At 67.7% G+C, this 21,868-nt stretch carries 18 protein-coding genes; 7 read left to right on the top strand and 11 right to left on the bottom strand.

The genetic code is table 11. From position 1 onward, the window contains the following. Nucleotide 1: 1 nt before the first annotated feature. On the bottom strand, nucleotides 2–619 hold the full coding sequence (locus tag ACI48D_RS06150; protein ID WP_435570337.1) for a LysE/ArgO family amino acid transporter: 618 nt from the start codon (nucleotides 617–619) through the stop codon (nucleotides 2–4). Between the two features lie 114 nt (nucleotides 620–733). On the opposite strand from ACI48D_RS06150, the gene ACI48D_RS06155 reads away from it, so the two are divergent. Next, on the top strand, nucleotides 734–1,615 hold the full coding sequence (locus tag ACI48D_RS06155; protein WP_435570338.1) for a LysR family transcriptional regulator ArgP: 882 nt from the start codon (nucleotides 734–736) through the stop codon (nucleotides 1,613–1,615). Between the two features lie 73 nt (nucleotides 1,616–1,688). After that, a complete protein-coding gene (locus ACI48D_RS06160) occupies nucleotides 1,689–2,396 on the top strand; it encodes a beta/gamma crystallin-related protein (RefSeq protein ID WP_435570339.1) in 708 nt (235 codons plus the stop codon). A gap of 17 nt (nucleotides 2,397–2,413) precedes the next feature. Here ACI48D_RS06160 and tssK read toward each other — a convergent pair whose 3' ends face one another. After that, on the bottom strand, nucleotides 2,414–3,772 hold the full coding sequence (tssK, locus tag ACI48D_RS06165; protein ID WP_435570340.1) for a type VI secretion system baseplate subunit TssK: 1,359 nt from the start codon (nucleotides 3,770–3,772) through the stop codon (nucleotides 2,414–2,416). A gap of 173 nt (nucleotides 3,773–3,945) precedes the next feature. Here tssK and tssE point away from each other — a divergent pair, with 173 nt between their 5' ends. From tssE to tssG, 3 genes are read left to right on the top strand one after another with little or no spacing between them, the layout of a single operon-like run. Continuing rightward, a complete protein-coding gene (gene tssE / locus ACI48D_RS06170) occupies nucleotides 3,946–4,461 on the top strand; it encodes a type VI secretion system baseplate subunit TssE (protein ID WP_435570341.1) in 516 nt (171 codons plus the stop codon). A gap of 1 nt (nucleotide 4,462) precedes the next feature. Beyond that, the gene (gene tssF / locus ACI48D_RS06175) at nucleotides 4,463–6,304 is read left to right on the top strand and encodes a type VI secretion system baseplate subunit TssF (RefSeq protein WP_435570342.1); all 1,842 of its coding nucleotides are present in this window, start codon (nucleotides 4,463–4,465) and stop codon (nucleotides 6,302–6,304) included. Then, on the top strand, nucleotides 6,268–7,314 hold the full coding sequence (gene tssG, locus ACI48D_RS06180) for a type VI secretion system baseplate subunit TssG (protein WP_435570343.1): 1,047 nt from the start codon (nucleotides 6,268–6,270) through the stop codon (nucleotides 7,312–7,314). Before tssF ends, tssG begins: the two co-directional genes overlap by 37 nt. On the opposite strand, the gene ACI48D_RS06185 is transcribed toward tssG, so the two are convergent. The 3 genes from ACI48D_RS06185 to ACI48D_RS06195 form a co-directional block, all read right to left on the bottom strand. Continuing rightward, on the bottom strand, nucleotides 7,293–7,997 hold the full coding sequence (locus ACI48D_RS06185) for an MOSC domain-containing protein (RefSeq protein ID WP_435570344.1): 705 nt from the start codon (nucleotides 7,995–7,997) through the stop codon (nucleotides 7,293–7,295). The two genes, tssG and ACI48D_RS06185, sit on opposite strands and share 22 nt — an antisense overlap. 7 nt (nucleotides 7,998–8,004) lie before the next feature. Beyond that, nucleotides 8,005–9,297, bottom strand: a complete 1,293-nt coding sequence (locus ACI48D_RS06190; RefSeq protein ID WP_435570345.1) for an amidohydrolase — start codon at nucleotides 9,295–9,297, stop codon at nucleotides 8,005–8,007. A 157-nt stretch (nucleotides 9,298–9,454) separates the two neighbouring features. Continuing rightward, a complete protein-coding gene (locus ACI48D_RS06195; protein WP_435570346.1) occupies nucleotides 9,455–11,686 on the bottom strand; it encodes an NADP-dependent isocitrate dehydrogenase in 2,232 nt (743 codons plus the stop codon). Between the two features lie 327 nt (nucleotides 11,687–12,013). On the opposite strand from ACI48D_RS06195, the gene ACI48D_RS06200 reads away from it, so the two are divergent. Further along, nucleotides 12,014–13,219 (top strand): PQQ-dependent sugar dehydrogenase, encoded by a 1,206-nt coding sequence (locus tag ACI48D_RS06200; protein ID WP_435570347.1) that lies wholly within the window; start codon nucleotides 12,014–12,016, stop codon nucleotides 13,217–13,219. Between the two features lie 37 nt (nucleotides 13,220–13,256). Here ACI48D_RS06200 and ACI48D_RS06205 read toward each other — a convergent pair whose 3' ends face one another. The 6 genes from ACI48D_RS06205 to ACI48D_RS06230 form a co-directional block, all read right to left on the bottom strand. Further along, the gene (locus ACI48D_RS06205; RefSeq protein WP_435570348.1) at nucleotides 13,257–14,645 is read right to left on the bottom strand and encodes an HlyD family efflux transporter periplasmic adaptor subunit; all 1,389 of its coding nucleotides are present in this window, start codon (nucleotides 14,643–14,645) and stop codon (nucleotides 13,257–13,259) included. Continuing rightward, entirely contained in the window at nucleotides 14,629–16,263 is a 1,635-nt protein-coding gene (locus ACI48D_RS06210; RefSeq protein WP_435570349.1) for an FHA domain-containing protein, read from the bottom strand. Before ACI48D_RS06210 ends, ACI48D_RS06205 begins: the two co-directional genes overlap by 17 nt. A gap of 23 nt (nucleotides 16,264–16,286) precedes the next feature. Further along, nucleotides 16,287–17,687 (bottom strand): efflux transporter outer membrane subunit, encoded by a 1,401-nt coding sequence (locus ACI48D_RS06215; RefSeq protein ID WP_435570350.1) that lies wholly within the window; start codon nucleotides 17,685–17,687, stop codon nucleotides 16,287–16,289. Beyond that, the gene (locus ACI48D_RS06220; protein ID WP_435570351.1) at nucleotides 17,684–19,606 is read right to left on the bottom strand and encodes an HD domain-containing phosphohydrolase; all 1,923 of its coding nucleotides are present in this window, start codon (nucleotides 19,604–19,606) and stop codon (nucleotides 17,684–17,686) included. Before ACI48D_RS06220 ends, ACI48D_RS06215 begins: the two co-directional genes overlap by 4 nt. A 98-nt stretch (nucleotides 19,607–19,704) precedes the next feature. Next, a complete protein-coding gene (locus tag ACI48D_RS06225; RefSeq protein ID WP_435570352.1) occupies nucleotides 19,705–20,133 on the bottom strand; it encodes a DUF4399 domain-containing protein in 429 nt (142 codons plus the stop codon). 5 nt (nucleotides 20,134–20,138) lie between these two features. Continuing rightward, complete coding sequence (locus ACI48D_RS06230; RefSeq protein WP_435570445.1) at nucleotides 20,139–20,549, bottom strand: DUF4399 domain-containing protein; 411 nt, start codon at nucleotides 20,547–20,549, stop codon at nucleotides 20,139–20,141. Nucleotides 20,550–20,676: 127 nt separating this feature from the next. Here ACI48D_RS06230 and ACI48D_RS06235 point away from each other — a divergent pair, with 127 nt between their 5' ends. Further along, complete coding sequence (locus ACI48D_RS06235) at nucleotides 20,677–21,864, top strand: formylglycine-generating enzyme family protein (RefSeq protein WP_435570353.1); 1,188 nt, start codon at nucleotides 20,677–20,679, stop codon at nucleotides 21,862–21,864. The last annotated feature ends 4 nt before the right edge of the window (nucleotides 21,865–21,868 follow it).

Consider the following 21,868-nt stretch of genomic DNA (forward strand, 5'->3'; position numbering starts at 1 on the left):
TTCAGGCCTCATGCAGCAGCAGCACGGCCAGCACCAGCATCGTGGTTCCCGTCAACGCTTCGATCGCGCGCCATACCGCCGGACGGCCCAGCACGAAGGCGCAGCGGCGCGCCAGCAGGCCGAGGGCGCAGAACCACAGCAGCGACGCCGTCATCGCGCCGGCCGCGAAAGCGCCGCGGTGACCGGCCGCCAGGCTGCCGCCGACCGCGCCCAGCAGCACCACGGTATCCAGATAGACGTGCGGATTCAGCAGCGACATCGCCAGCACCGTGCACAAGGCGCGGCGCCGGCTGAGGTGTCCGGCTTCCCCGCTTGCCGGCGTGATGCCGGCGCCGCGCCAGGCACTGGTCCAGCAGCGCAGGCCATACCACAGCAGGAAGACAGCGCCGCCGTAGCGCGCGGCCGCCAGCAGCCAGGTCGAGGAGTCGACCAGCTTGCCCAGCCCCGCCATGCCGAGTGCGATCAGGGTGATGTCGACCAGCACGCAGGCCGCCACCGTCAGCCCCACATGCCGGCCGCTGACCCCGGTGCGGATCACATGCGCGTTCTGGGCGCCGATCGGCATGATCAGGCTCGCGCCCATGCCGAGTCCCTGCAGATACACCTGATGCGACAACATATTCTTGCTTCCTTGATGCGTGAATTGATGCGTGAATGCGCCAAGGATCGCTGCCCTGCGGCGGATCTTCAATTACATTAACGAAATCTAAGCTATCGTAAATTTTTCTAAGCTATGAAAATCGATCCGCGCCGCAGCGAGGCCTTCCTGGCCGCCGTCGACAGCGGCAGCCTGGAAGCGGCCGCGGGCCAGCTGAACATCACGCCCTCGGCGGTGTCGCAGCGCATTTCCGCGCTCGAGCACGACCTCGGCACGCCCTTGCTGATCCGCACTCGTCCCTGCCGCCCGACCGCGCCCGGCATGCGCCTGCTGCAATTCCTGCGCCGCCGCGCCCTGCTGGAGGCCGAGTTCCTGGCCGAGGTGGAAGACGACGAGCTGCCGGTGCGGATCGCGCTGGCCGTCAACAACGACACCCTGGCGACCTGGCTGCTGCCGGTGCTGGCCGAAGAACAGTTGCTGGTCGAGTTCGTGCTGGACGACCAGTGGCACACGTTTACCCTGCTGGAACAGGGCTGGGCCCTGGCCTGCATTTCCGGCGAGCCGGAACCGATGCGCGGCTGCACGGTGACGCCACTGGGCATCATGCGCTACCGGCTGGTGGCGTCGCAGGACTTCGCGCGCCGCTGGTTTCCGGACGGTTTTACGCGCGAGGCCGCCAGGAAGGCCCCGGTGGTCGTGTTCGACCGCAAGGATTCCCTGCAGGCGGCCTTCCTGCTCCAGCATTTCGGGCTGCCGGAAGGGGCGTATCCCTTCCACTATGTGCCGGCCAGCGACCCGTTCGCCGATGCGATCCGGCTCGGCCTCGGCTATGGCATGCTGCCGCTGGAGCAGTGCGCGGCGCTGCTGGACGCCGGCCAATTGGTCGACCTGACCCCGGCGCTGCACATGGACGTGTCCCTGCACTGGCATGCCTGGCGGATCCAGCCGCCGCGCCTGGAACGGATGGGCGCGGCGCTAGTGAAGGGCGCGCGGGCGGTGCTGCTGCAAGCCGAGTAGGATTTTGTTACAAGGCCATGTCCGCCTGCTATGCTTCTGCCGCGTTAAAGATGCAGGCGCCCACGACAGGCGCATGCAACCCATCGATGGAGAAGAAGACATGAAACGCCTGTTCGCCGCCGCCGCCGTTCTGGCGACCTTTGCCCACGCCGCCTTTGCCGGCGAGATCACGCTGTTCGCCGACAACGACTTCCGCGGCGCCCGCGTCACCATCAACCGCGATGCCTACAACCTGGCCGACATCGGCTTCAACGACCGCACTTCCAGCGTGGTCGTGCGTTCGGGCGTGTGGCAGCTGTGCGAGCACAAGGACTTCGGCGGCTACTGCGCCGAGTTCGGCCCCGGCGAATACCGCGAACTGCCGCGCTTGAACGACAGCATCTCGTCGGCACGCGAAATCACGCGCGGCGGCCGCGGCTACGACCGTGACGACCGCTACGGTGGACCGGGTTGGCGCGGCGACCGTGACGAGCGCCGCGGTGACTGGCGGGACGGCCGTGACTGGCGTGACGAACGCGGCGGCGGCCCGCGCGGTGAGGCCGTCCAGCTGTTCTCCGGTCCGCGTTTCGAAGGCGCCACCGTCGGCCTGTCCGGCGACGTCCGCGCGCTCAACGAGGTCGGCTTCAACGACCGCGCTGTCTCGATCGTCATCAACGAGGGCCGCTGGGAATTCTGCGAGCACGGCGACTTCCGCGGCCAGTGCGTGGTGCTCGGCCCGGGCCGCTATCCCTTCCTGGAGGGGATGAATAACCGGATCTCGTCGATGCGCCGGGTGCGCTGAACCTCGGCAAGCGCGTCTCAGGCCGCCACCGCCAACAGCTCCAGCTTGAGCTCCTTCATCCCCGACGGCACATAGATGGAAACCGACTGCGCCTGGAGCATGCGCTCGACCATCTGGCCCTTCGTATCGAGCACGAAGTAGCAGGTATCGGGCCGCACCGGCACCGCGGCCGGCAGCTGCGGGGCGTACTGCAGGCGCACGCCGGGCAGGGCGGACAGCACGCATTTCTCGACGTCGTCCGGGGCGCCGACCTTGAAGCGCAGCGGCACCGTGTCGACCAGTTCGAGCGCCGGAATATCGGCCGATACCGCGATGTAGAAGGTGGTCTTGTCGTCGATCTTGCCCGAGTCGAGCATGCCGTGGTGGTAGCACGGCCGCACTTCGTTCAGGACGATGGCGAAGTACTTCGAGGAGATGACGGTATCGAGCAGCTCGCGGATGATCTGGTGGACCTTGGCGAAGGCCGGGCCCGGGTCGGCGTGGTGGTAGGGCGGCAGGTCGGAAAGCAGCCAGCTCTTCGAGAAGGTCATCAGGGCACCGGCGGTGGCGAGCAGCTGTTCGTACAGGCGCTCCGGATGCAGGTCCGGGTGGTGCAGGTAATGCGTCAGCGCCGCGCACGCGGTGCTGGCCGTGTGCAGCAGCCAGAACGAGGACATGTCGCCGGAGCGGAATTCGATCACGTTGCGGCTCGGCTCGCGGTGGTGGCCGTACAGGGCGCCAACCTTGGCCTGCAGCGCGTCCAGCAGGCGGCGCAGCTGCAGGAAGACGATCGGTGCGGCCCCGATCGACAAGCTGGGCGGCACGAAGGAGGGATCGAGCTCGAAGCCGCCGGCCGCGGCGCGGCGCAGGCGCAGCAGCGGGAAACAGGTATAGGCGTCGCGCGGCTCGAATTCGGCCACCAGGCGCACGGTCTTCTTCAGGTAGGCCAATTGGGCGGGAGACGCCTGGGTGTAGAGATCGGGCGTCTCCTGGTTCGCCTGCACGAAGCGGGCCGTGTTGCTGTCCTGGCCGGGCTGGGCGAAGTTGCCGCTGAAGGGTTTCAATCCCGGCAGGGCGGCGTAATACATGACGGTCTGCTGATGCGACTGGAACTGCGGCTGGGATTGCAGCTGGCCCAGGTCGACCGTGGGCGGCAGCTCGTCGGGGCCGGGCGCGTCGACCAGTTCGCCGTCCTGGAAGCGCAGCGACAGCGCCAGGATGCGCAGCACGTTGTTGCCGATGGCGTCGCGGTCGATGTCGAGCCGTTCCACGCCCCATGCATAGGGGTGGACCGCGTCGATGCTCTTGTGCAGGCGGTGCTCGTGGTATTGGTCCTGGCGCTGGAAATGCTGCGGACGCAGCAACAGGCCCTCGCCCCACAGTAGCTTGCTGTTCATGGTCGCATTCCTCCTGTCGAGTCCACCACCATAGCTTTTTCGTGCAGGCATTTTTACTGCAACCCCGTCGTGCCTTGTTTTCGCTCAACGTTTGAGTAGCGCCGTACCAACTGAACTATTTTTTCGGCCCCGTCTATGTAAGACTTTCGGCTCGATCACGCGAGGGGATACCGATGAAGGGTTTCACGCCTGGGTTGTTCGACCGCCTGCTCGGGACGCCAACCCGCAGCGCGGCTGCTGCCAGCGGCGCGACGGTGTCGCGGATCTCGGCCGAGGATTTGAAGGACGCGGTCGCGCGCGACCTGGAGGCCCTGCTCAACACCCGCGCCGTGATCCCGGAAGAGCTGCTCAAGCATTACCCGGAATGCGGCCGCTCGATCCTGAACTATGGTCTGAACGATTTCGCCGACCGTTCGCTGTCCAGCCCTTCCGACCGCGCCCACATCTGCGCCTGCCTGGAAAAGGTCATCGCGCGCCACGAGCCGCGCCTGCGCAACGTGAAAGCCTCGCTCGAGATCAGGGAGGGCGCGGTGAACCGCCTGAATTTCTCGATCACGGCGCTGCTGGTAGCCAGCAGCTCGCAGGAGCCGGTCAACTTCGACGCCGTGCTGCAGCGCTCGACCCTCCAGTACAGCATCAGCAAGGCAGGGCGTCCGGGACCGGCAGCCGGCACGCCGGCGGGAGCCTGAGATGGAGCGGATGCTACCCTACTACGAGCGCGAACTGGGCTACCTGCGCCGCAACCTGCGCGACTTCGCCGAACGCTATCCGAAGATCGCCGGGCGCCTGCTGATCGGTGGCGAGGTGTGCGAAGACCCGCACATCGAGCGCATGATCGAATCGTTCGCGCTGCTCAACGCCCGCATCGCCAAGCGCCTCGACGACGATTACCCCGAGTTCACCGAGGCGCTGTTCGAGGTGCTGTATCCGCACTACCTGCGGCCCTTCCCCTCGTGCTCGATCGCGCACATGGATGTCGGCGCCGCCGCCAAGCAGCAGACCGGCGCCAGCACGATCGCGCGCGGCACCCAGCTCACCACGCGGCCGGTACGCGGCGCCGCCTGCGCCTTCCGCACCGTCTATCCGGTCAGCGTGGCGCCGCTGGCGCTGACCGAGGCATCTTTCAGTGCGATCATCCGCTGCCCCGAAGCCGTGCGCCTGCCGGGCGGCGCCGGCGCGGGCCTCAAGCTCACCATCGCCGCCACCGGCGAGCAGGCGCCGGGCCAGCTGCAGCTGGCGCGGCTGCGCGTGTTCATCGACGGCGAGCCCTCGTTCTGCGCGGCCCTGCGCGACGCGCTGTTCATGCGGACCGTCGGCGCCTGGGCCGAAGCCGACCGCAGCGGACGCTGGGTGCCGCTGGCGGCGGTTCCGCTCCACACCGCCGGCTTCGACGACGACGATGCCCTGATCGACGTGCCGGCGCGCTCGCACCCCGCCTATCGGCTGCTGACCGAATACTTCTGCTTCCCCGAGAAATTCAACTTCTTCGACATCGACCTGCCCGCACTGGCAGCAAGCCTGCCGGCCGGGACCAGGTCGCTCACCCTGCACCTGGCCTTGTCGGGCCTGCGCGTAGACTCCAACACGGCGCGCATGCTGGAGACGCTGTCGACGCATAAGCTCCTGCTCGGCTGTACCCCGGTGGTCAATCTGTTCCGCCAGAAGGGGGAGCCGATCCGGCTGACCCACACCAGCGCCAGCTACCCGGTGCTGGCCGATGCGCGCCGCGCCTTTGCCTACGAGGTGCAGTCGATCGACTCGGTCTCGCTGGTGCGGCAGACGCCGCAGGGCGAAACCATCGTCGCGTACCAGCCCTTCTATTCGCTCAAGCACGCGCAGGCGCCGGAAAGCAGCGGCCATTACTGGGCCATGCGGCGCGACGAGACGCTGCTCGATAACAGCCCCGGCTTCGAGACCCAGATCACGATCGTCGACGTCGACTTCGACCCGGCCGCGGTCGAGACCGACACGCTGAACCTCGACCTCACCTGCACCAACCGCGACCTGCCCTCGCAGCTCGCCTACGGCCAGCCCGGCGGGGATCTGTTCCTCGAAGGCGGATCCAGCGTGAAGTCGATCGCTTTTCTCCGCAAGCCGACCAATTCCTGGCGCTTCGAGCATGGACGCGGCACCCACTGGCGCCTGATCTCGCACCTGTCGCTGAACCACCTGTCGCTCACGGCGGACGGCATCGACGCCTTCCGCGAGATGCTGGCGCTGTACGACCTGCCGCGCTCGGTCTCCTCGCAGCGCCAGATCGCCGGTGTCATTGGCATCGAACGGAAGGCCGCCAGCGCCTGGCTGCCGGGGAACCCGTACACCTGCCTGGTGCGCGGGGTCGAGGTACGTCTCACCATCGACGAGGAAGCCTTCATCGGCAGCGGCATCCACGCCTTTGCCCACCTGATCGAGCGCTTCCTGGCCCTCTACGTGCATGCCAACAGTTTTACCAGGCTGACCATCGTCTCGCACAAGACCGGAGAGGAGTTACTCGCATGTTCGCCAAGAAGCGGCGATTCGAGCCTGCTGTAATCGAGCGCCTGTTCAAGGAACCCTGGCGCTTCGAGTACTTCCAGGCGGTGCGCCTGCTCGAACTCTGGCTCAGGCGCCAGGGACATGCCGCGCCCGACCCGGTGGCGGGCGTGCTGCGCTTCCGGAACTCGACCTCGCATCGCTTCCCGGCCAGCCAGCTCGAAGCCATCCATGCCGAGACGCGGGACGGCGAAGGACTCAAGTATGTCCACGTCACGCCCGCTTTCATGGGCCTGCTGGGCTGTACCGGAGTGCTGCCGGCCCACTACAACGAGCGCATCGCCGAGCACGAGCTGCGCGACAAGGACGAAGGCCCGCGCGCCTTCCTCGACACCTTCTCGAACCGCTCGCTGGCCCTGTTCTACGAAGCCTGGAGAAAATACAGGCTGCCCTTCAAATACCAGTCTGACGGCAGGGACGGCTTCCTGCCCCTGCTGCTCGGCCTGGGCGGCTTCGGCAACCCCGCGCTGCGCCGGCGCCTGGCACATGGGACGCACGGCGCGGTGCAGGACGAATCGATCGGCTACTTCGCCGCCGCGCTCCGGCACCGGCCCGCGTCAAGCGCCCAGTTGGCGCGCGTGCTGAGCGAATATTTCGGCCAGCCGGTAACGGTTGAACAGTTCGTCGGCCAGTGGTACGAGGTGCCGCCCGGGCAGCAAAGCACACTCGGCGCCCCCACCGCCGTGCTGGGCGCGGGCGCGCTGGCGGGCGTGCGCGTGTGGCAGCGCGACCTGCGCCTGCGCCTTGTGGTCGGGCCGCTCGACCGCGCCAGCTTCGACGCCTTCCTGCCCGGCGGCCTGGCGGCGCGCGCGCTGCGCTCGATCCTGACCCTGTTCACCGGCGTGACGCTCGAGTACGAGGTGGAACTGGTGCTGCGCGCGGCCGAGGTGCGCGAGGTGGCGCTGAAGGACGGGGCCACGATCGGCCGCCTGGGCTGGGATGCGTATCTGGTCGAAGGCGTCCAGGAGCGCGACCGCCGCGACGTGCGCTACGAGCTGCACACCTTGTAGGCGGCGTCGCCGAACAGGCCTTGACCGTCCCAGCAGCGCCGTCCCGCGGCCGCATGTGCCGGCACCGCCTTGCCCGCATGGCCCGGTCCGAGCCTGGCGACCAGGCGCGGGAAGGCCCGGCAATAGGTCGGCTGCACCCCGGCCAGCAGCGCCAGCCGGGCGTAGGTGAGCACCATCCCGTCCGGCACCGTGCGTAGCACCTGTGCGACCCGCTCGCGCCAGTCGTCATCCCAGGCCGGCATTACGCAGCCCAGGTCGAGGATGCGGTCGCCGGGATCGATCGCGCCGCCGGCCAGCACGCGGGCGAGGATGCCGCGGCGGCGGCCGATGCGCGCCGACACGCCGGGCAGGTAGCCGTCGAGATAGCCGCAGGCCTCGCACTGGAACATCAGGCGCAGCAGGACCGTGCTGCCGACCTGCAGCACGGTGCCGGAATGAAGCGTCGCGGTGTCGAAATCGACCAGCAGGTTCTCGCCCAGCGCGTGTGCGGGCAGTGTTAAATCGGCATAGACCGAAGCGCTGGCCAGCAACACCTGGCGCGGCGACAAGGGGTTGGCGTGGCGGTCGCCGGCCAGGCCGGTGCCGGCGATGGCCTCGATATAGGGCGCCGGCGTGCTAGAAGGACTGTGCGCGGCGCGCAGCGCCAGCGCCAGTACCCGTCCCGCCTCGACACCCTTGCTCATGCGTGTCTCAGTGTGCCATCACATTCAGCACGGCCAGGCTCATCGCCTGCGCCGCCGTCTTGATCGACGGTTCCGGCACCGGCGCATAGAAGGGCGAGTGGTTGAAGGCGATCGGCGTGCCGCCGGGACGCTGGGCCTCCGACACCGCCTTCGGGTCGTAGACGCCGGTGAAGAAGAACATCGAGGGCACGCCCTGGTTGGCGTACAGCGAAAAATCCTCGCTGGCCGTCATCGCCGGCATGCGCTGGGCGTTGGCGGCGCCGAAGGCATCGCGGAACACGGCCTCGGTCCTGCGCACCAGCTCCTCGTTGTTGACGATGGCGGCCCCGCCCGCGATCAGCTGCACGTCGGGGACCGGCGCGCCGGCCATGGCGGCCGAAGCGTTCGCCACCCGGCGCACGCCGTCCAGCAGTTTCGCCCGCACCTCCGGGCTGTAGGAGCGGATGGTGCCGCGCACCTGCACCGTGTCCGGAATGATGTTGCCGACCGTGCCGCCATGGATCGCGCCGATCGTCACCACGCCGAACTCCTTCGGATCCTTCTCGCGGCTGACCACGGTCTGCACATCGGTCACGAAGCGGGCCGCGATCGCGATCGGGTCCAGCGCCTTGTCCGGCGCCGAGCCGTGCCCGCCGCGGCCTTTGAAGACGATCTCGATGGCATCCGAGTTCGACGACACCGGACCGTCGTTGAAACCGACGGCGCCATAGGCCAGCGGCCAGGAATGCAGGGCGAAGGCATAGTCGGGCTTCGGGAAGCGCTTGAACAGGCCGTCGTCCAGCATGGCCCTGGCGCCGGACACGGTCTCCTCGGCCGGCTGGCCGATGAACACCAGCGTGCCCTTCCACTGCGACTTCAGTTCATGGAGTGTGCGCGCCGCGCCCAGCCAGCTGGCCATGTGCACGTCGTGCCCGCAGCTGTGGGTGGCCGGACCGCGGCTGGCATAGGGCAGGCCGGTCTTCTCTTCCATCGGCAAGCCATCCAGTTCGGTGCGCACCAGCACCGTCGGCCCGGCGCCGTTGCGCAGCACGGCCACGATGCCGGTCTTGCCGACCTTTTCGGTCACCTCGAAGCCCAGCTTGCGCATCTCGGCGGCCAGTTTATTCGCGGTGCGCACTTCCTGGAACGCGATCTCGGGATGCGCATGCAAGTCCTTGTAGATGCCATCCAGCCACGGGTACATGGCGTCGACGCGGGTGGCGACCTGGGTTTTCAAAGGAGCGGCCTGCTGGGCTTGGGATGCGAGAGAGAACAGCGACAGCACTGCTGCGGCGGCGAGCCGGAGGGTGGGTTTGTTCAAGCGGAGCCTCGTCAACAAAGAATATGGATGAGGCAAGACTAGCACACAAAAACGTCGTCCCCGCGGAGGCGGGGACCTAAGCTTTGCCAGCGTTTCGATAACGCGAACAGAACTTGGGTCCCCGCCTGCGCGGGGACGACGGGTTGGTGCGACTGACTTAAGCGACCGAAGCCAGCGCCTGGTTGAAGGTCGCGCTCGGACGCATCACGGCTTTCACCTTGGCGTTGTCCGGCTGGTAGTAGCCGCCGATGTCGACCGGCTTGCCCTGGACTTCCAGCAGCTCGGCGACGATCTTCTGCTCGTTCTCGGCCAGGGCCTTGGCCAGCGGCGCGAAGTGGGCTGCCAGTTCGGCGTCCTCGGCTTGCTGCGCCAGTTCCTGGGCCCAGTACATCGACAGGTAGAACTGGCTGCCGCGGTTGTCGAGTTCACCGGTCTTCGGCGACGGCGACTTGCGGTTGTCCAGCAGCTTGCCGGTGGCGGCGTCCAGGGTCCGGGACAGGATCTTGGCCTTGTTCGAACCGGTCTTCAGGCCCAGGTCTTCGAGGCTGACGGCCAGCGCCAGGAACTCGCCCAGCGAATCCCAGCGCAGGTGGTTCTCTTCGACCAGCTGCTGCACGTGCTTCGGTGCCGAGCCGCCGGCGCCGGTTTCGTACATGCCGCCGCCCGCCATCAGCGGAACGATCGACAGCATCTTGGCGCTGGTGCCCAGTTCCATGATCGGGAACAGGTCGGTCAGGTAGTCGCGCAGGATGTTGCCGGTCACCGAGATGGTGTCCAGGCCGCGGGCCACGCGCTCCAGGGTGTAGCGCATCGCGCGCACCTGCGACATGATCTGGATGTCCAGGCCGGTGGTGTCGTGATCCTTCAGGTAGGTCTTGACCTTCTTGATCAGTTCATTCTCGTGCGGACGGTACGGATCCAGCCAGAACACGGCCGGCATGCCCGAGTTGCGGGCGCGGGTGACGGCCAGCTTGACCCAGTCGCGGATCGGGGCGTCCTTCACCTGGCACATGCGCCAGATGTCGCCCTTCTCGACGTTCTGCGACATCAGCACTTCGCCGGTGGCGATGTCGGTGATGTTGGCGACGCCGTCTTCCGGGATCTCGAAGGTCTTGTCGTGCGAACCGTATTCTTCCGCCTGCTGTGCCATCAGGCCCACGTTCGGGACGGTGCCCATGGTTTTCGGGTCGAATGCGCCGTGCCATTTGCAGAAGTTGATGATCTCCTGGTAGATGCGGGCGAAGGTCGATTCCGGAATCACGGCCTTGACTTCCTTCAGGCGGCCATCGGCGCCGTACATCTTGCCGCCGGCGCGGATCATGGCCGGCATCGACGCATCGACGATCACGTCGTTCGGCGAGTGGAAGTTGGTGATGCCCTTGGCCGAGTCGACCATGGCCAGCGCCGGACGGTGTTCCTGGCAGGCGTGGATGTCACGGATGATCTCTTCGCGCTGCGACTCCGGCAGGGTGGCGATCTTGTTGTACAGGTCGGCCATGCCGTTGTTGACGTTCACGCCCAGGCTGTCGAACAGCGCGCCGTGCTTTTCGAACGCTTCCTTGTAGAAGGTGCGCACGCAGTGGCCGAACACGATCGGGTGCGAGACCTTCATCATGGTCGCCTTGACGTGCAGCGAGAACATCACGCCGCTGTTCTTCGCGTCTTCGATCTGCTTCTCGTAGAAGTCGAGCAGGGCCTTGCGGCTCATGAACATCGAATCGATGATCTCGCCGTCCAGCAGCGCCACCTTCTGCTTCAGCACGATGGCCTGGCCGCTCTTGGTCAGCAGTTCCATCTTGACGTCGCGGGCGCGGTCCAGCGTCATCGACTTTTCGCCATGGTAGAAGTCGCCGTGGGTCATGTGCGACACGTGGGTGCGCGACGCCGGCGACCATTCGGCCATCGAGTGGGGGTTCTTGCGGGCGTATTCCTTGACGGCCTTCGGCGCGCGGCGGTCGGAGTTACCTTCGCGCAGCACCGGGTTCACGGACGAGCCGATGCACTTGCCGTAGCGGGCCTTGATGTCCTTCTCTTCGTCGGTCTGCGGGTTCGCCGGGTAGTCGGGAATGTTGTAGCCCTTGCCCTGCAGTTCCTTGATTGCATTGACCAGCTGGGCCACCGAGGCGCTGATGTTCGGCAGCTTGATGATGTTGGCGTCCGCCTCGAGGGTCTTCTTGCCCAGCTCGGACAGGGCGTCAGGTACGCGCTGCTCCGGCGTCAGGCGCTCGGGGAACTGGGCCAGGATACGCGCCGCGACCGAGATGTCGCTTTCCTGGATCTTGATGCCGGCAGGCTTGGTAAAGGTGCTGACGACGGGCAGGAAGGCGTGGGTAGCCAGCAGGGGCGCCTCGTCGGTTAAGGTGTAGATGATGGTCGGATCACTGCTCATACGCTTTTTCCTCGGTGTTCGCGAAGGTTTCGAATACTAATACTAAAAAGATATCGCCTGTCTCGGCTTGCGGGTTCAACGCACCCGTTAGGGGTCGATCCTAACCGATCCGGTGGCCGCAACATAGTGTCGCTAAAACTTTGCGGACTCGATCGTCCGCAGAGGAAGGCGGCCAAGTCTTATATAAGACAGAAGACAAGCGTCATATTATGCACCGCTTTTGTGCCGCTTACCATCTTTTCGAACGGCGCCAAGGGAGCGCCGCCCGCCGCAGGCTTGCGGCATGCTGTACTTACATAAGGTTGGCGACACGAATCGGAGGCCGCGATGCTGTCCAGGACCATTGGTTTACCGCTGCCGCTCCTGTCATTGTTCCTGCTCGCCGCCTGCGGTGGCGGCGGTGGCGGTGGCGGCGCCACGCCGGATGCCGGCACACCAGTCGTCCAGCCGCCAGCGCCGCCGCCCGGTTCCCTCACGCTGGCGCTGGCGCCGTTCGCCAGCGGCCTGTCCAGCCCCACCTTTCTGACCGCGCCGCCGGGTGATGCGCGCCAGTTCATCGTCGAACGCGCGGGCCGCATCCTGGTCATGCAGGGCGGCACGCTGCTGCCGCAAGCCTTCCTCGACCTGCGGGCGGTCACCGACGTCACCGGCGAAGGCGGGCTGTTGTCGATGGCCTTCGATCCCGGCTATGCCGGCAATGGCCGCTTCTATGTCTACCGTACGAATGCGAACCACGACATCGTGGTCGAACGCTACACGGTCTCGAGCGATCCCGACCGGGCCGATCCGGCGTCGAAGCTGACCGTCCTGCAAATCGCGCACCCGGTCTTCACGAACCACTTCGGCGGCCTGCTCGCCTTCGGCCCGGACGGCTACCTGTACCTCGGCACCGGCGACGGCGGCTCGGCGGGCGATCCGAACGGCAATGCGCAAAACCCGGCTTCCCTGCTGGGCAAGCTGCTGCGCCTGGACGTGCGCAGCGCCAGTGCGGCCGTGCCCTACCTGATCCCTGAAACGAATCCCTACCGTAACCAGAGCGGCAGCCGCCCCGAGATCTGGGCGCTTGGCCTGCGCAACCCCTGGCGCTTCGCCTTCGATGCCGGCCAACTCTACATCGCCGACGTCGGCCAGGACCAGCGCGAGGAAATCGACCTGGAATCCGCATCGCAGGGCGGGTTGAACTATGGCTGGAACCGGATGGAGGGCAGTGCCTGCTACCAGGCGCAGACCTGCGACCGCACCGGCCTGGCGCTGCCGGTTCTCGACTACGGCCACGACGGCGGCGCGTGCTCGATCACCGGCGGCTATGTCTACCGCGGCAGCGCGATCCCGGAACTGGCCGGGCACTATTTCTATTCCGATTACTGCGCGGGCTTCCTGCGCAGCTTCCTGGCGGTCGACCGCGCCGTCACCGCGCCGCGCGAGTGGAGCGTCAGCAAGCCCGGCCAGGTCCTGTCCTTCGGCCAGGACGGGCAGGGCGAGCTGTATGTGCTCACGCTGAACGGTATCTGGAAGATCGTCAGGGGCTCGTAGGTAGTTCAGGCCGGGCGTTTGCCGGGTGGTGGAAAAATCATCCCCCGATCTGCCTGAACGGATCCAGCGCCATGTCGATCAGGCGGCGCTTGCGCACCACGATCTCGGCGGCGGCCGTCATGCCGTAGCGCAGCGGATACGCCGTGTCGCCGACCGTATAGTGGTCGCGGTCGAGCGTGATGCGGCCCTCATACACCGGCTGCCTGGTCGCGGGCGAGGCCTTGGTGGCCGGAGAAATGAACTGCAGCGTGCCGCCGATGAGCCCATAGCGCTGGTAGGGAAAGGCGTTGAACTTCAATTGCACCGGCAGGCCCTCGCGCAGGAAGGCGCGGTCCTGCTCGGCGATCTCGATTTTCAGGATCGGCCGCGTGTTCTTCGGCGCGATGCCGCCCAGCGGGGTGTTGGCCTGGATCTTGTCGCCCGGCTGGGTCGACGTCACTTCCGTGATCACGCCGTCCACCGGCGCCAGGATGCGCAAAAAATTGTCCTTGTCAATGTTCTCGAACCGGATGCGCGAGGCCGCGTCGGCCACCAGGCGCGCCGTCTGCACCTGCAAGCGCAGCTTTTCCTCGACGTTGGTAGCCTCGCGCGTGGCCGCCTCGTACTGCAGGCGCAGGCTGGCCAACTGCTGGCCGCTGGTCTCGAGCTGCGCCTGCGCCTGCGTGGTTTCCAGGCTCTGGCGCGCGCTCAGCTCGCCGAGGCGCGACTGCGCCACCCGCACCGCGTTCTCGGCCGCCTGCAGCGCGTTCTTCTTGCCCTCCACCTGCAGCTGCGAGACGCCGCCGCCGCCCGGCAGCGCGAACAGGCGCGCGTACTTGGCCGCCTCGTCGCGAGCGGCGGCGCTGGCGCGGCGCGCATCCTCGAGATTCGTGCGCGCTTCCTGCGCCTGTGCGCGCTGGCCTTCGCTCAGCTTGCTGGTGCCCTCGGCCACGCGCCGCTGGTGCTGGCGCTCTTCAAGGTCCATCGCTTCCTTGAGCGCCGCCACCCGCTGGTCCAGCAGCGCTTTCTTTTGCGGAAATTCCTTCCACTCGCGTTCGGCGTCCTCCAGCTTCAGGCGTGCCTCCAGTGCGTTGCGCGCCGCCTCGATCGCGCCGCGCGCGTACAGGCGCGCCACCACGTCGCCTTTCAGCACCGGCTGGCCCTCGGCGATGTAGATGTTCGCCAGCTCGCCGTCGATCGGCGCATACAGGCGCCGCACTTCGGAAGCCGGCACCAGGGTGCCGGGCGCGCTGACCAGCACGTCTGCGCGGCCGAAAAAGGACCAGGCCAGCCCCGCCAGTACCAGCGCGACCATGAGCTGGATGGCCAGGCGCGTGGTGCGCCACGGCTCGGCGGTCAGGATGCCGATCCCCTCGTCGCTGTGGTCCTCGAGCGCGCCGACCAGCGGCCGCAGCGCCAGTTTTCCGGGCTTATTGCTGGTTGCCATCCGCATCTCCTCCATTTCCTCCCACCAGCGCCAGCTTGCGCAGGTCGCTCACCGCCTGGGCATACGTGTCGCGAAACGCCGGCACGGTGGACGACATGGTCGCGAACGCGCGCTGGTGGGCCTGCTGGCCGTCCTGCCATTGCCGCAGCAGCTGGCGGATGCGCGCCTGGTCGGCCGGAGTGCGGATCGGCGCATCGGCGCCGCCGCGCGCATGGACGAACTGCTCCACTTCGCCGATCCACGCGAGCTCGGCCACCAGCGGCGCGGCATCGGGATTATTCCGGCTCATCTGCCGCATCTGCGCCACCGCCTGCGCGGCGCGCTCGAAACGCCCTCCCTTCAGGTGCGCGATCCACGGCGGCAGCGCGGATTTCAGCAGCGCCTCGGTGCCCAGCGCCCTCAGCTCGGCATTGTTCGGATCGCGCGCCAGCAGATCCGACGCCAGCATGCTGGCTTCCGCCATCTCGCCATGCTCGACCAGGTCCTGCACCTCGCGCTGCGGCGCGCCGGCCCGGTAGAAGACCAGCACGGCCAGCAGCAGCAGCGCGGCGGGCAGCGCGATCCAGCGCCGCAGGCGCGCCTGGTCGGCGTCGCCGGCCGCGCCCAGCGCCTCGAGCAGGCCGGCCGCCATCATCGCTGCTTTGCCACGTGGGCGATTGCCGCCCGAGCGATTGCGCGGGCCCTGTCCGGCGGCAGGCGGTCCCTCCGCCGGATTGACCTCGTCCTCCTGCGCCGCGGCGCGGTCGACGCAGAAGATGTCCAGGAACGAGCCGGCCGAGGCGACGAAGGTGGTGTGGTCGGCCTCGTCCGCCCCCGCGGCCTCGCCCGCCGCAGCCGGGCGCGCAAAGCGGGTGACGGTCGGCTCGGGCATGAAGTTCTCTGCAGGCTGCTCGGCAAACTGCTCCCATTGCAGGCCCACGCGATACACGAAATGGTGGCCGCCGAAGGCCAGCACGTCGCCGTCCTCGAGCGCGTGCGCATGCTCGTCGAGCCGGACCGCGCCGATGAAGGTGCCGTTGGTGCTGCCCAGGTCCTCGACCCAGGGCACGCCACCCTTGAGGAAGATGTGCGCGTGGCGGCGCGACAGGTAGCCGACCTGGTGCGGCTCCTTGTCCTTGTAGCGCGCGAAGCTGTCGTCGACCTTGCTGATCAGGAAAGGAAAGCTGGTGACGACGATCGTCTCGAGCCCCAGGTCGGCGCGCTCCGGTGTCAATGTCAGGCTGGCCAGCCGCGCGGGCGGCGTCGACACCGGCGCCGCGGCCTGCAGGCGTATGCGGTAGGCCAGCACGCGTGCGAGCCCGATCTCATCGCCGTCGCGCAGGCGCACAATGGCCTGGCGCAGCGGTTTGCCGTTGACGGTGGTGCCGTTCTTGCTGCCCAGGTCGGCCAGCCAGGCCTCGCCGTTTTCGATGAACAGGCGCGCATGGCGGCGCGACAGGTCGGCCACGAGTTCGGGCGGATAGCCGGCGAAGGGCTGCTCGGTACGGCCGATGGCGAACAGGCTGTCGCCGATGGCTAGCTGCCCGAGCTCGGGATGGGTCAGCGCTTCGAGCACGACCGCGACACGCTGGGCTGCCGGCGCCTGCATGGTGATGGCCAGTGCGTCGTCAGGCGCCATCGGGGCCGCCTGCCTTGGCCGCTTCAGTTGCGCGCGGCATTCGCCACCTCCAGCGCCGGCCAGCCGCCGCCCAGGGCTTTATACAAGGTCACCGTGTCGGACAGGATCTGCTGCCGGTTGGCCAGCAGCGCCAGCTGCGCGGACAGCAGCGAGCGCTCGGTCTCGAACACCTCCAGTTGCGACGCCACCCCCTCCCTGCGCTGCGCGTCGGTGGTCGTGGCCACCAGTTGCAGCTGGTCGACCTGCTGCTGCAGCTCGCCGCGCTGCTGCTTGTGCGCCTCGAGGTTGACCAGCGCGTTTTCGACATCCTCGAACGCCGCCATCACGGCGCTGCGGTACTCCTGCTCGGCCACCCTGGTTTGCGCCTCGCTGGTCTGCACGCGTGCCTTCACGCCGGGGTCGAAGATCGGGAAGTTGATGCTGGGGAGCAGGCCGAAAGTGAAGGACTTGAGCAGGGAGCTCAGCGCGAAGCTCGCGGTGCCGCCGCGCCCGGTCAGGCTGATCGACGGCAGCTGCGCCAGCCTGGCCTGGCCGCTCAGGTGGTAGGCTTCCAGCACCCGGTACTCGGCGGCGACGATGTCGGGCCGGCGCTTGAGCAGCTGCGACGGCAGCCCGCCCGGCACCTCGGGCACCCGCACCCGCTCCTGCAGGTGCCCGCCCGGCACCCGGTACTCGCCGGCCGGCACGCCGATCAACGTGTCCAGGGCGTTGGCCGCCAGCGCGCGCAGGCGCCGCAGCTCGACCAGGTCCGTGCTCAGGCGCTTGACCTCGGCCGACTGCTGCAGCACGCGCGTATGCGGAACCAGGCCGTTCTTCTCCATCGCCTGGTAGGTCGCCAGGATTTCCCGGTTCTTTTCCAGGGCCTTCTGCTGCTGGTCGATCTGCTCGTCGAACTGCAGGATCTGGAAATAGGTCGTCGACACGTCCGACACCAGTTTCAAATAAGCCGCGCGCCAGTCGGCCTCGGTGGCGGAGAACTCGGCCTTTTGCGCCTGCACGCCCTTCTCGACCTTGCCCCAGATGTCGATGTCCCAGTTGGTCTGGGTGGCCAGGTTGAACTGCTTGGTGAACTTCTGCCCGGTACTCTTTTCGAAGCTCGCGCCCGCTCCCGCGTCCAGCGTCGGCAGGGCGCCGGCGCGTGCTTCGCCGATCTGCGCGTTGGCCACGCCGATGCGCGCCGCCAGTACCGCCAGGTCGACGTTGCCGGCGATCGCACGGCCGACCAGCTGGTCGAGGGTAGGGTCGCCGAAGCCGCGCCACCAGTCCGGGACGATCAGCTCGGTGCGGGAGAGCGGCAGACTGGCCGAATTCGACCACGTGGCCTTGGCCGGCGTCTGCGGGCGCTGGTAGGGCCGCATGCCGACGTCGGCGCAGGCGGCAAGCAGCAGGGCGGCTGCCATGGCAGAGAGGCGCAGGATCATCATGCTGCCCACGCCCTGGCCTCGACGAACACCTGGAACAGCTCGCCGTCGATATGCCCGGCATTGCACTCTTCCCGCATCAGGTCCAGCGCCAGCGCCACCGGCACCGCCTTCTTGTACGGGCGGTCGCCCGCTGTGAGCGCGTCCCAGATGTCGCAGATCGTCAGGATGCGCGTCTGGACGCTGATCTGCGGCCCGCGCAAGCCCATCGGATAGCCCGAGCCGTCGAGCTTTTCGTGGTGGCCGTGCGCGATCGCCGGCACGCCGCTCAGGTCGCGCGTCCACGGAATCAACACCAGGAAGGAATACGAATCCACCACGTGCTCCTCGATCTGGCGCCGTTCGTCCGGCGTCAGGCAGCCCTTGGCCAGGCTCAGCGCGGCCACCTCGTGCTCCTCGAGCAGGGCCAGGGGCTGGCCGTCCGGGTCGTGGCAGGGGTAATGGACGATGTCGCGCAGGTCGGGCAGCGCGCTGCCGCGCGAGATGGCCGGCTCGTTGGCGCTGCGGATCGTGGCCAGGAAGCCGTCGAGCCGCCCGGCTTCCTCCACCAGGTAGGCATCGATGGCGTCCTTCTCGCTGCGGAACCTGGCCGCGCTCCAGCCTTCGTCGAGGTGGCGCTGCGCCAGCCCATGGTAGGCCTGGCGCTCCATGCAGGCGCGCGCGTAGCGGAAGCGCTGTTCGAGCAGACGCATGTCGGCGTGGTGCAGCTTTTTTTCCTTGCGCAGCACGTGCTCGCGCACGCCGACCTTGCCGAAGTCGTGCAGCAGCGCGGCGTAACGGATCTCGCGCAGCTGCTCCCGGCTGAACGCGACGTGGCGCAGCGCCGGGGTATCCGCGCGGTCGAGCGCGACGGCCAGCGACTCGGCGTAGCTGGCCACCCGGAACGAGTGGCCGGCGGTGACCGGGTCGCGCTCCTCGATCGCCTGCACCGAAGCGCGCACGAAGCCGTCCAGCAGGCGCTCGATGTCGGAGTACAACTGAAAATTCTTCAGCGCGACCGCGGTTTCGGCGCAGACCCCGGTCAGGAGTTCGAGGTCGGCTTCCTGGAAGGCGTGCGGGTCGGACGAGCTGTCGACCTGGATCAGCCCCAGCACTTCATCGCCGACGATCAAGGGCGCGCATATGGCGCTGCGGATCGCCTGGGCGACGATCGAGTCCTGCGCCGCGAAATGGCGGTCCGACAGCGTATCGCTCGAGAGGATCGCGCGCTTCCTGCCCAGCACCTCGTCGACGATCGTGTGCGACAGCCGGGCCTGGCGCGGGTCCTCGACGGTACCGTCGCGGCGCCGCGCCGCCACCGGCACCGGCGGGTCGCGTTCGTTCTGGCGCAGCAGGATGAAGGCGCGTTCGGCCCGCGGGAACAGGTCGAAGATGAAATTCATGATCTTGTCGCTGAGCGTCGCGCGGTCGGTCACGACGCCCAGCGCGATGCTGACCTGGGCCATGGCGTGCAGTTTCAGCACCGATTGTTCGAGCTCGCCGCGGCTCGCCTCGCGCGGCGCCGGCGTGGCCATCGTCGTCGGTGCGTACTGGGTAGCGTCGACGCTTTTCCTGATCACGGTCGGCATGCTGGCGGCACCCGGCGCGACCAGCGAGCGGAACACCAGCTGGGTGGACGCCAGCGACAGCTCGTCGCCGTCGTCGAGTTCGCGCCACGAGCCGGGCAACAGGCGCTCGCCGTTGACGAAGCTGCCGTTCGACGAGTGCAGGTCTTCGACCGACCAGGCGCTGCCGCGGCGGCGCAGGCGCGCGTGGCGGCGGCTGATGGTGTGCAGCGGAATGCACACGAACTGATCCGAGGGCAGCGCATCCTGGCGATCGCGGCCGATCACTACCTCGTCGTGCAGCGGAAAAAGCTGCGGCTTGGCCGCCCGGTTGCCGAGCAGCTCGAGATAGGCGCTGACTTCTGATTCCATCGACATGCCGGCCCTCCCCCCACGCACGCATCGGCCGAATTGATAAGACAGCGGCGCGGCGCCGCGGTTCGCGGCCGGGCGCATTTGACGGCTTATTTGACGGCTTATTTGACGGTAATCGTGATCTTCCTGGACTGCACCGAGGGATCGAAAGTGCGGTGCTGGTCGTCGCCCATCACCAGTTGCAGCGTGTGCCTGCCGGGCGGAAGTTCGATCGTGGTTTCGGTCTCGCCGGTGCCGAAGTGCAGGTGCTTGCGGTCGTTCGGGATCTCGACGCCCGGCCCGGGGGCGTCGGTGTCGACCAGCAGGTGGTGGTGGCCGGTGTTCGGAAATTCCACCCCTTTCGGCGCCACGCCCATGTTGCGCAGGCCGAACCAGACGCGGATCGGTTTGCCCGAGGGCAGTACCTGGCCATCGTTGGGCCAGCCGATGTACAGGTAGGCATCGGGCGGGGCCGGGGTCGCCGCCACGGCGGCGCCCAGGGCGGCGCTCAGTGCGGTAACCAGGATGAAGGCAGCGAGTGGCTTGCGCATGGGGCTCACTTGACCGTGATGGTGATCTTTTTCGAATGGATGGGCGGATCATGGGGGATATGGTCCTTGTCGGCCAACAGCAATTGCAGCGTATGGCGGCCGGGCGGCAGCTCGATGCGCGCCTCGGTTTCGCCGGCCCCGAAGTGCAGGTGCTTGCGGTCGCTCGGCACCGGCTCGTTCATGTTCTCGGGCAGGTCGGTGTCGATCAGCAGGTGGTGGTGGCCGGTGTTGGCGATATCCGTCCCCTTGGGCGCGACGCCCATGTTGCGCAAGCCCATGCGGACCCAGAAGGCGCCGTGGATGACCATGCCGTCGCCGGGCCAGATGAAATACACCTGGGCATTGTCGGGCGCGGGGGTGCGGGCAAGCACCGGCACGGACGCCAGGATTGCCGCGCTCAGCATCAGGAGAATCATTTTTCGCATTCCGGCAGCATCCTGCAAGACCGGCCCGCGCCACCTGTGGCAGCACAAAGGTGCGGCCGGCACCATCGCCGCGCCTGGTGGTCTAAGCGGTTTGTTCCGAACTTTGCGGGAGGCGCCCGTGCAGACCAGACTCCCGATCCTGTGCGTCCTGGCAGCGGTGGTGGTAATCGCAATGACGGCGCCGGCCGGGGCCGCCGTGGTGCCGGCGCGCACGCAATCTGGGGATGTGCAGCTGGCCGGCGTCGTGCCCAAGAACAGTGCCGAGCAGTTCGAACTGGCGTTCTGGAATTCGATCAAGGACAGCAAGCAGGCCGGCGATTACGAGGCCTACCTGCACGCTTATCCCAAGGGGCGCTTCGCGGTGCTGGCGTGGGCCCGCATCCAGCAGCTGAAAGCCGCGCCGCCGCAAGCTTCGGCACCGGCACCGGCACCGGCGACGGCGCCGCGGGCGGCCGCCGTGGCGCCCAGGCCGGCCGAGGCCGCGCCCAAGCCCCAGCAGGGCAAACAGCAGGGCAAGGCGGGCGCGGTGCCGGCACCCGCCGGCGGCGATGACCAGGAAGTGCAGCCCGCGCCGGGCGTCACCGGCGCCGTAGCCACGGTCAAGGATTGCGACGCCTGCCCGCTGATGGTGGCGCTGTATCCGGTGCCGTTCACGATGGGCAGCAACGGCAGCGACCCGAGCGAGCGGCCGGCGCACAAGGTGGCGCTGCGCACGCCGTTTGCGATCGGCAAATATGAGGTCACGGTGGGCCAGTGGAACCAGTGCGTCAAGGCCGGCGTATGCCCGAGCGTGCCGTCGTCGGCCAACGCGGCCGAGAACCTGCCGATGCGCGACGTCAGCTGGGACGAGGCGCAGCTCTACCTCAAATGGTTGAGTACGGTAAGCCGCAGGCCCTACCGGCTCCCGACCGAGGCCGAGTGGGAATACGCGGCGCGCGGCGGCACCACGACCCGCTACTGGTGGGGAGACCAGATGAAAGGCGGGAATTCCAGCTGCGAAGGCTGTGGCGAGCCCTGGAAGGCCGATGGTCCGCCACCGGTCGGCAGCTTCGTCGCCAATCCCTTCGGCCTGCTCGACATGAACGGCAGCGTATGGGAATGGGTACAGGACTGCTGGCACAGCTCGTACAAGGGCGCTCCCGCCGACGGCAGCGCCTGGACCGACGGCGCGTGCCAGTCACGCGTCATCCGCGGCGGCTCCTGGCGCGAGGACGGCAGCTACATGCTGTCCACCACGCGCTTCAAGTACGACGCCAGCGTGCGCCAGTCGCAGAACGGGTTCCGGGTGGCGCGCTCATTGAAGTAAGTTG

This window comes from Massilia sp. LXY-6, from assembly GCF_051233485.1.
Lineage (GTDB): Bacteria > Pseudomonadota > Gammaproteobacteria > Burkholderiales > Burkholderiaceae_D > Telluria.

Coding starts and splice junctions, on each gene's coding strand:
- ACI48D_RS06230 (WP_435570445.1), bottom strand. CDS start 20,549: ATGATTCTCCTGATGCTGAGCGCGGCAATCCTGGCGTCCGTGCCGGTG.
- ACI48D_RS06160 (WP_435570339.1), top strand. CDS start 1,689: ATGCAACCCATCGATGGAGAAGAAGACATGAAACGCCTGTTCGCCGCC.
- tssK (WP_435570340.1), bottom strand. CDS start 3,772: ATGAACAGCAAGCTACTGTGGGGCGAGGGCCTGTTGCTGCGTCCGCAG.
- tssF (WP_435570342.1), top strand. CDS start 4,463: ATGGAGCGGATGCTACCCTACTACGAGCGCGAACTGGGCTACCTGCGC.
- ACI48D_RS06155 (WP_435570338.1), top strand. CDS start 734: ATGAAAATCGATCCGCGCCGCAGCGAGGCCTTCCTGGCCGCCGTCGAC.
- ACI48D_RS06200 (WP_435570347.1), top strand. CDS start 12,014: ATGCTGTCCAGGACCATTGGTTTACCGCTGCCGCTCCTGTCATTGTTC.
- ACI48D_RS06150 (WP_435570337.1), bottom strand. CDS start 619: ATGTTGTCGCATCAGGTGTATCTGCAGGGACTCGGCATGGGCGCGAGC.
- tssG (WP_435570343.1), top strand. CDS start 6,268: ATGTTCGCCAAGAAGCGGCGATTCGAGCCTGCTGTAATCGAGCGCCTG.
- ACI48D_RS06205 (WP_435570348.1), bottom strand. CDS start 14,645: ATGGCAACCAGCAATAAGCCCGGAAAACTGGCGCTGCGGCCGCTGGTC.
- ACI48D_RS06215 (WP_435570350.1), bottom strand. CDS start 17,687: ATGATGATCCTGCGCCTCTCTGCCATGGCAGCCGCCCTGCTGCTTGCC.
- tssE (WP_435570341.1), top strand. CDS start 3,946: ATGAAGGGTTTCACGCCTGGGTTGTTCGACCGCCTGCTCGGGACGCCA.
- ACI48D_RS06220 (WP_435570351.1), bottom strand. CDS start 19,606: ATGTCGATGGAATCAGAAGTCAGCGCCTATCTCGAGCTGCTCGGCAAC.
- ACI48D_RS06225 (WP_435570352.1), bottom strand. CDS start 20,133: ATGCGCAAGCCACTCGCTGCCTTCATCCTGGTTACCGCACTGAGCGCC.
- ACI48D_RS06195 (WP_435570346.1), bottom strand. CDS start 11,686: ATGAGCAGTGATCCGACCATCATCTACACCTTAACCGACGAGGCGCCC.
- ACI48D_RS06210 (WP_435570349.1), bottom strand. CDS start 16,263: ATGGCGCCTGACGACGCACTGGCCATCACCATGCAGGCGCCGGCAGCC.
- ACI48D_RS06185 (WP_435570344.1), bottom strand. CDS start 7,997: ATGAGCAAGGGTGTCGAGGCGGGACGGGTACTGGCGCTGGCGCTGCGC.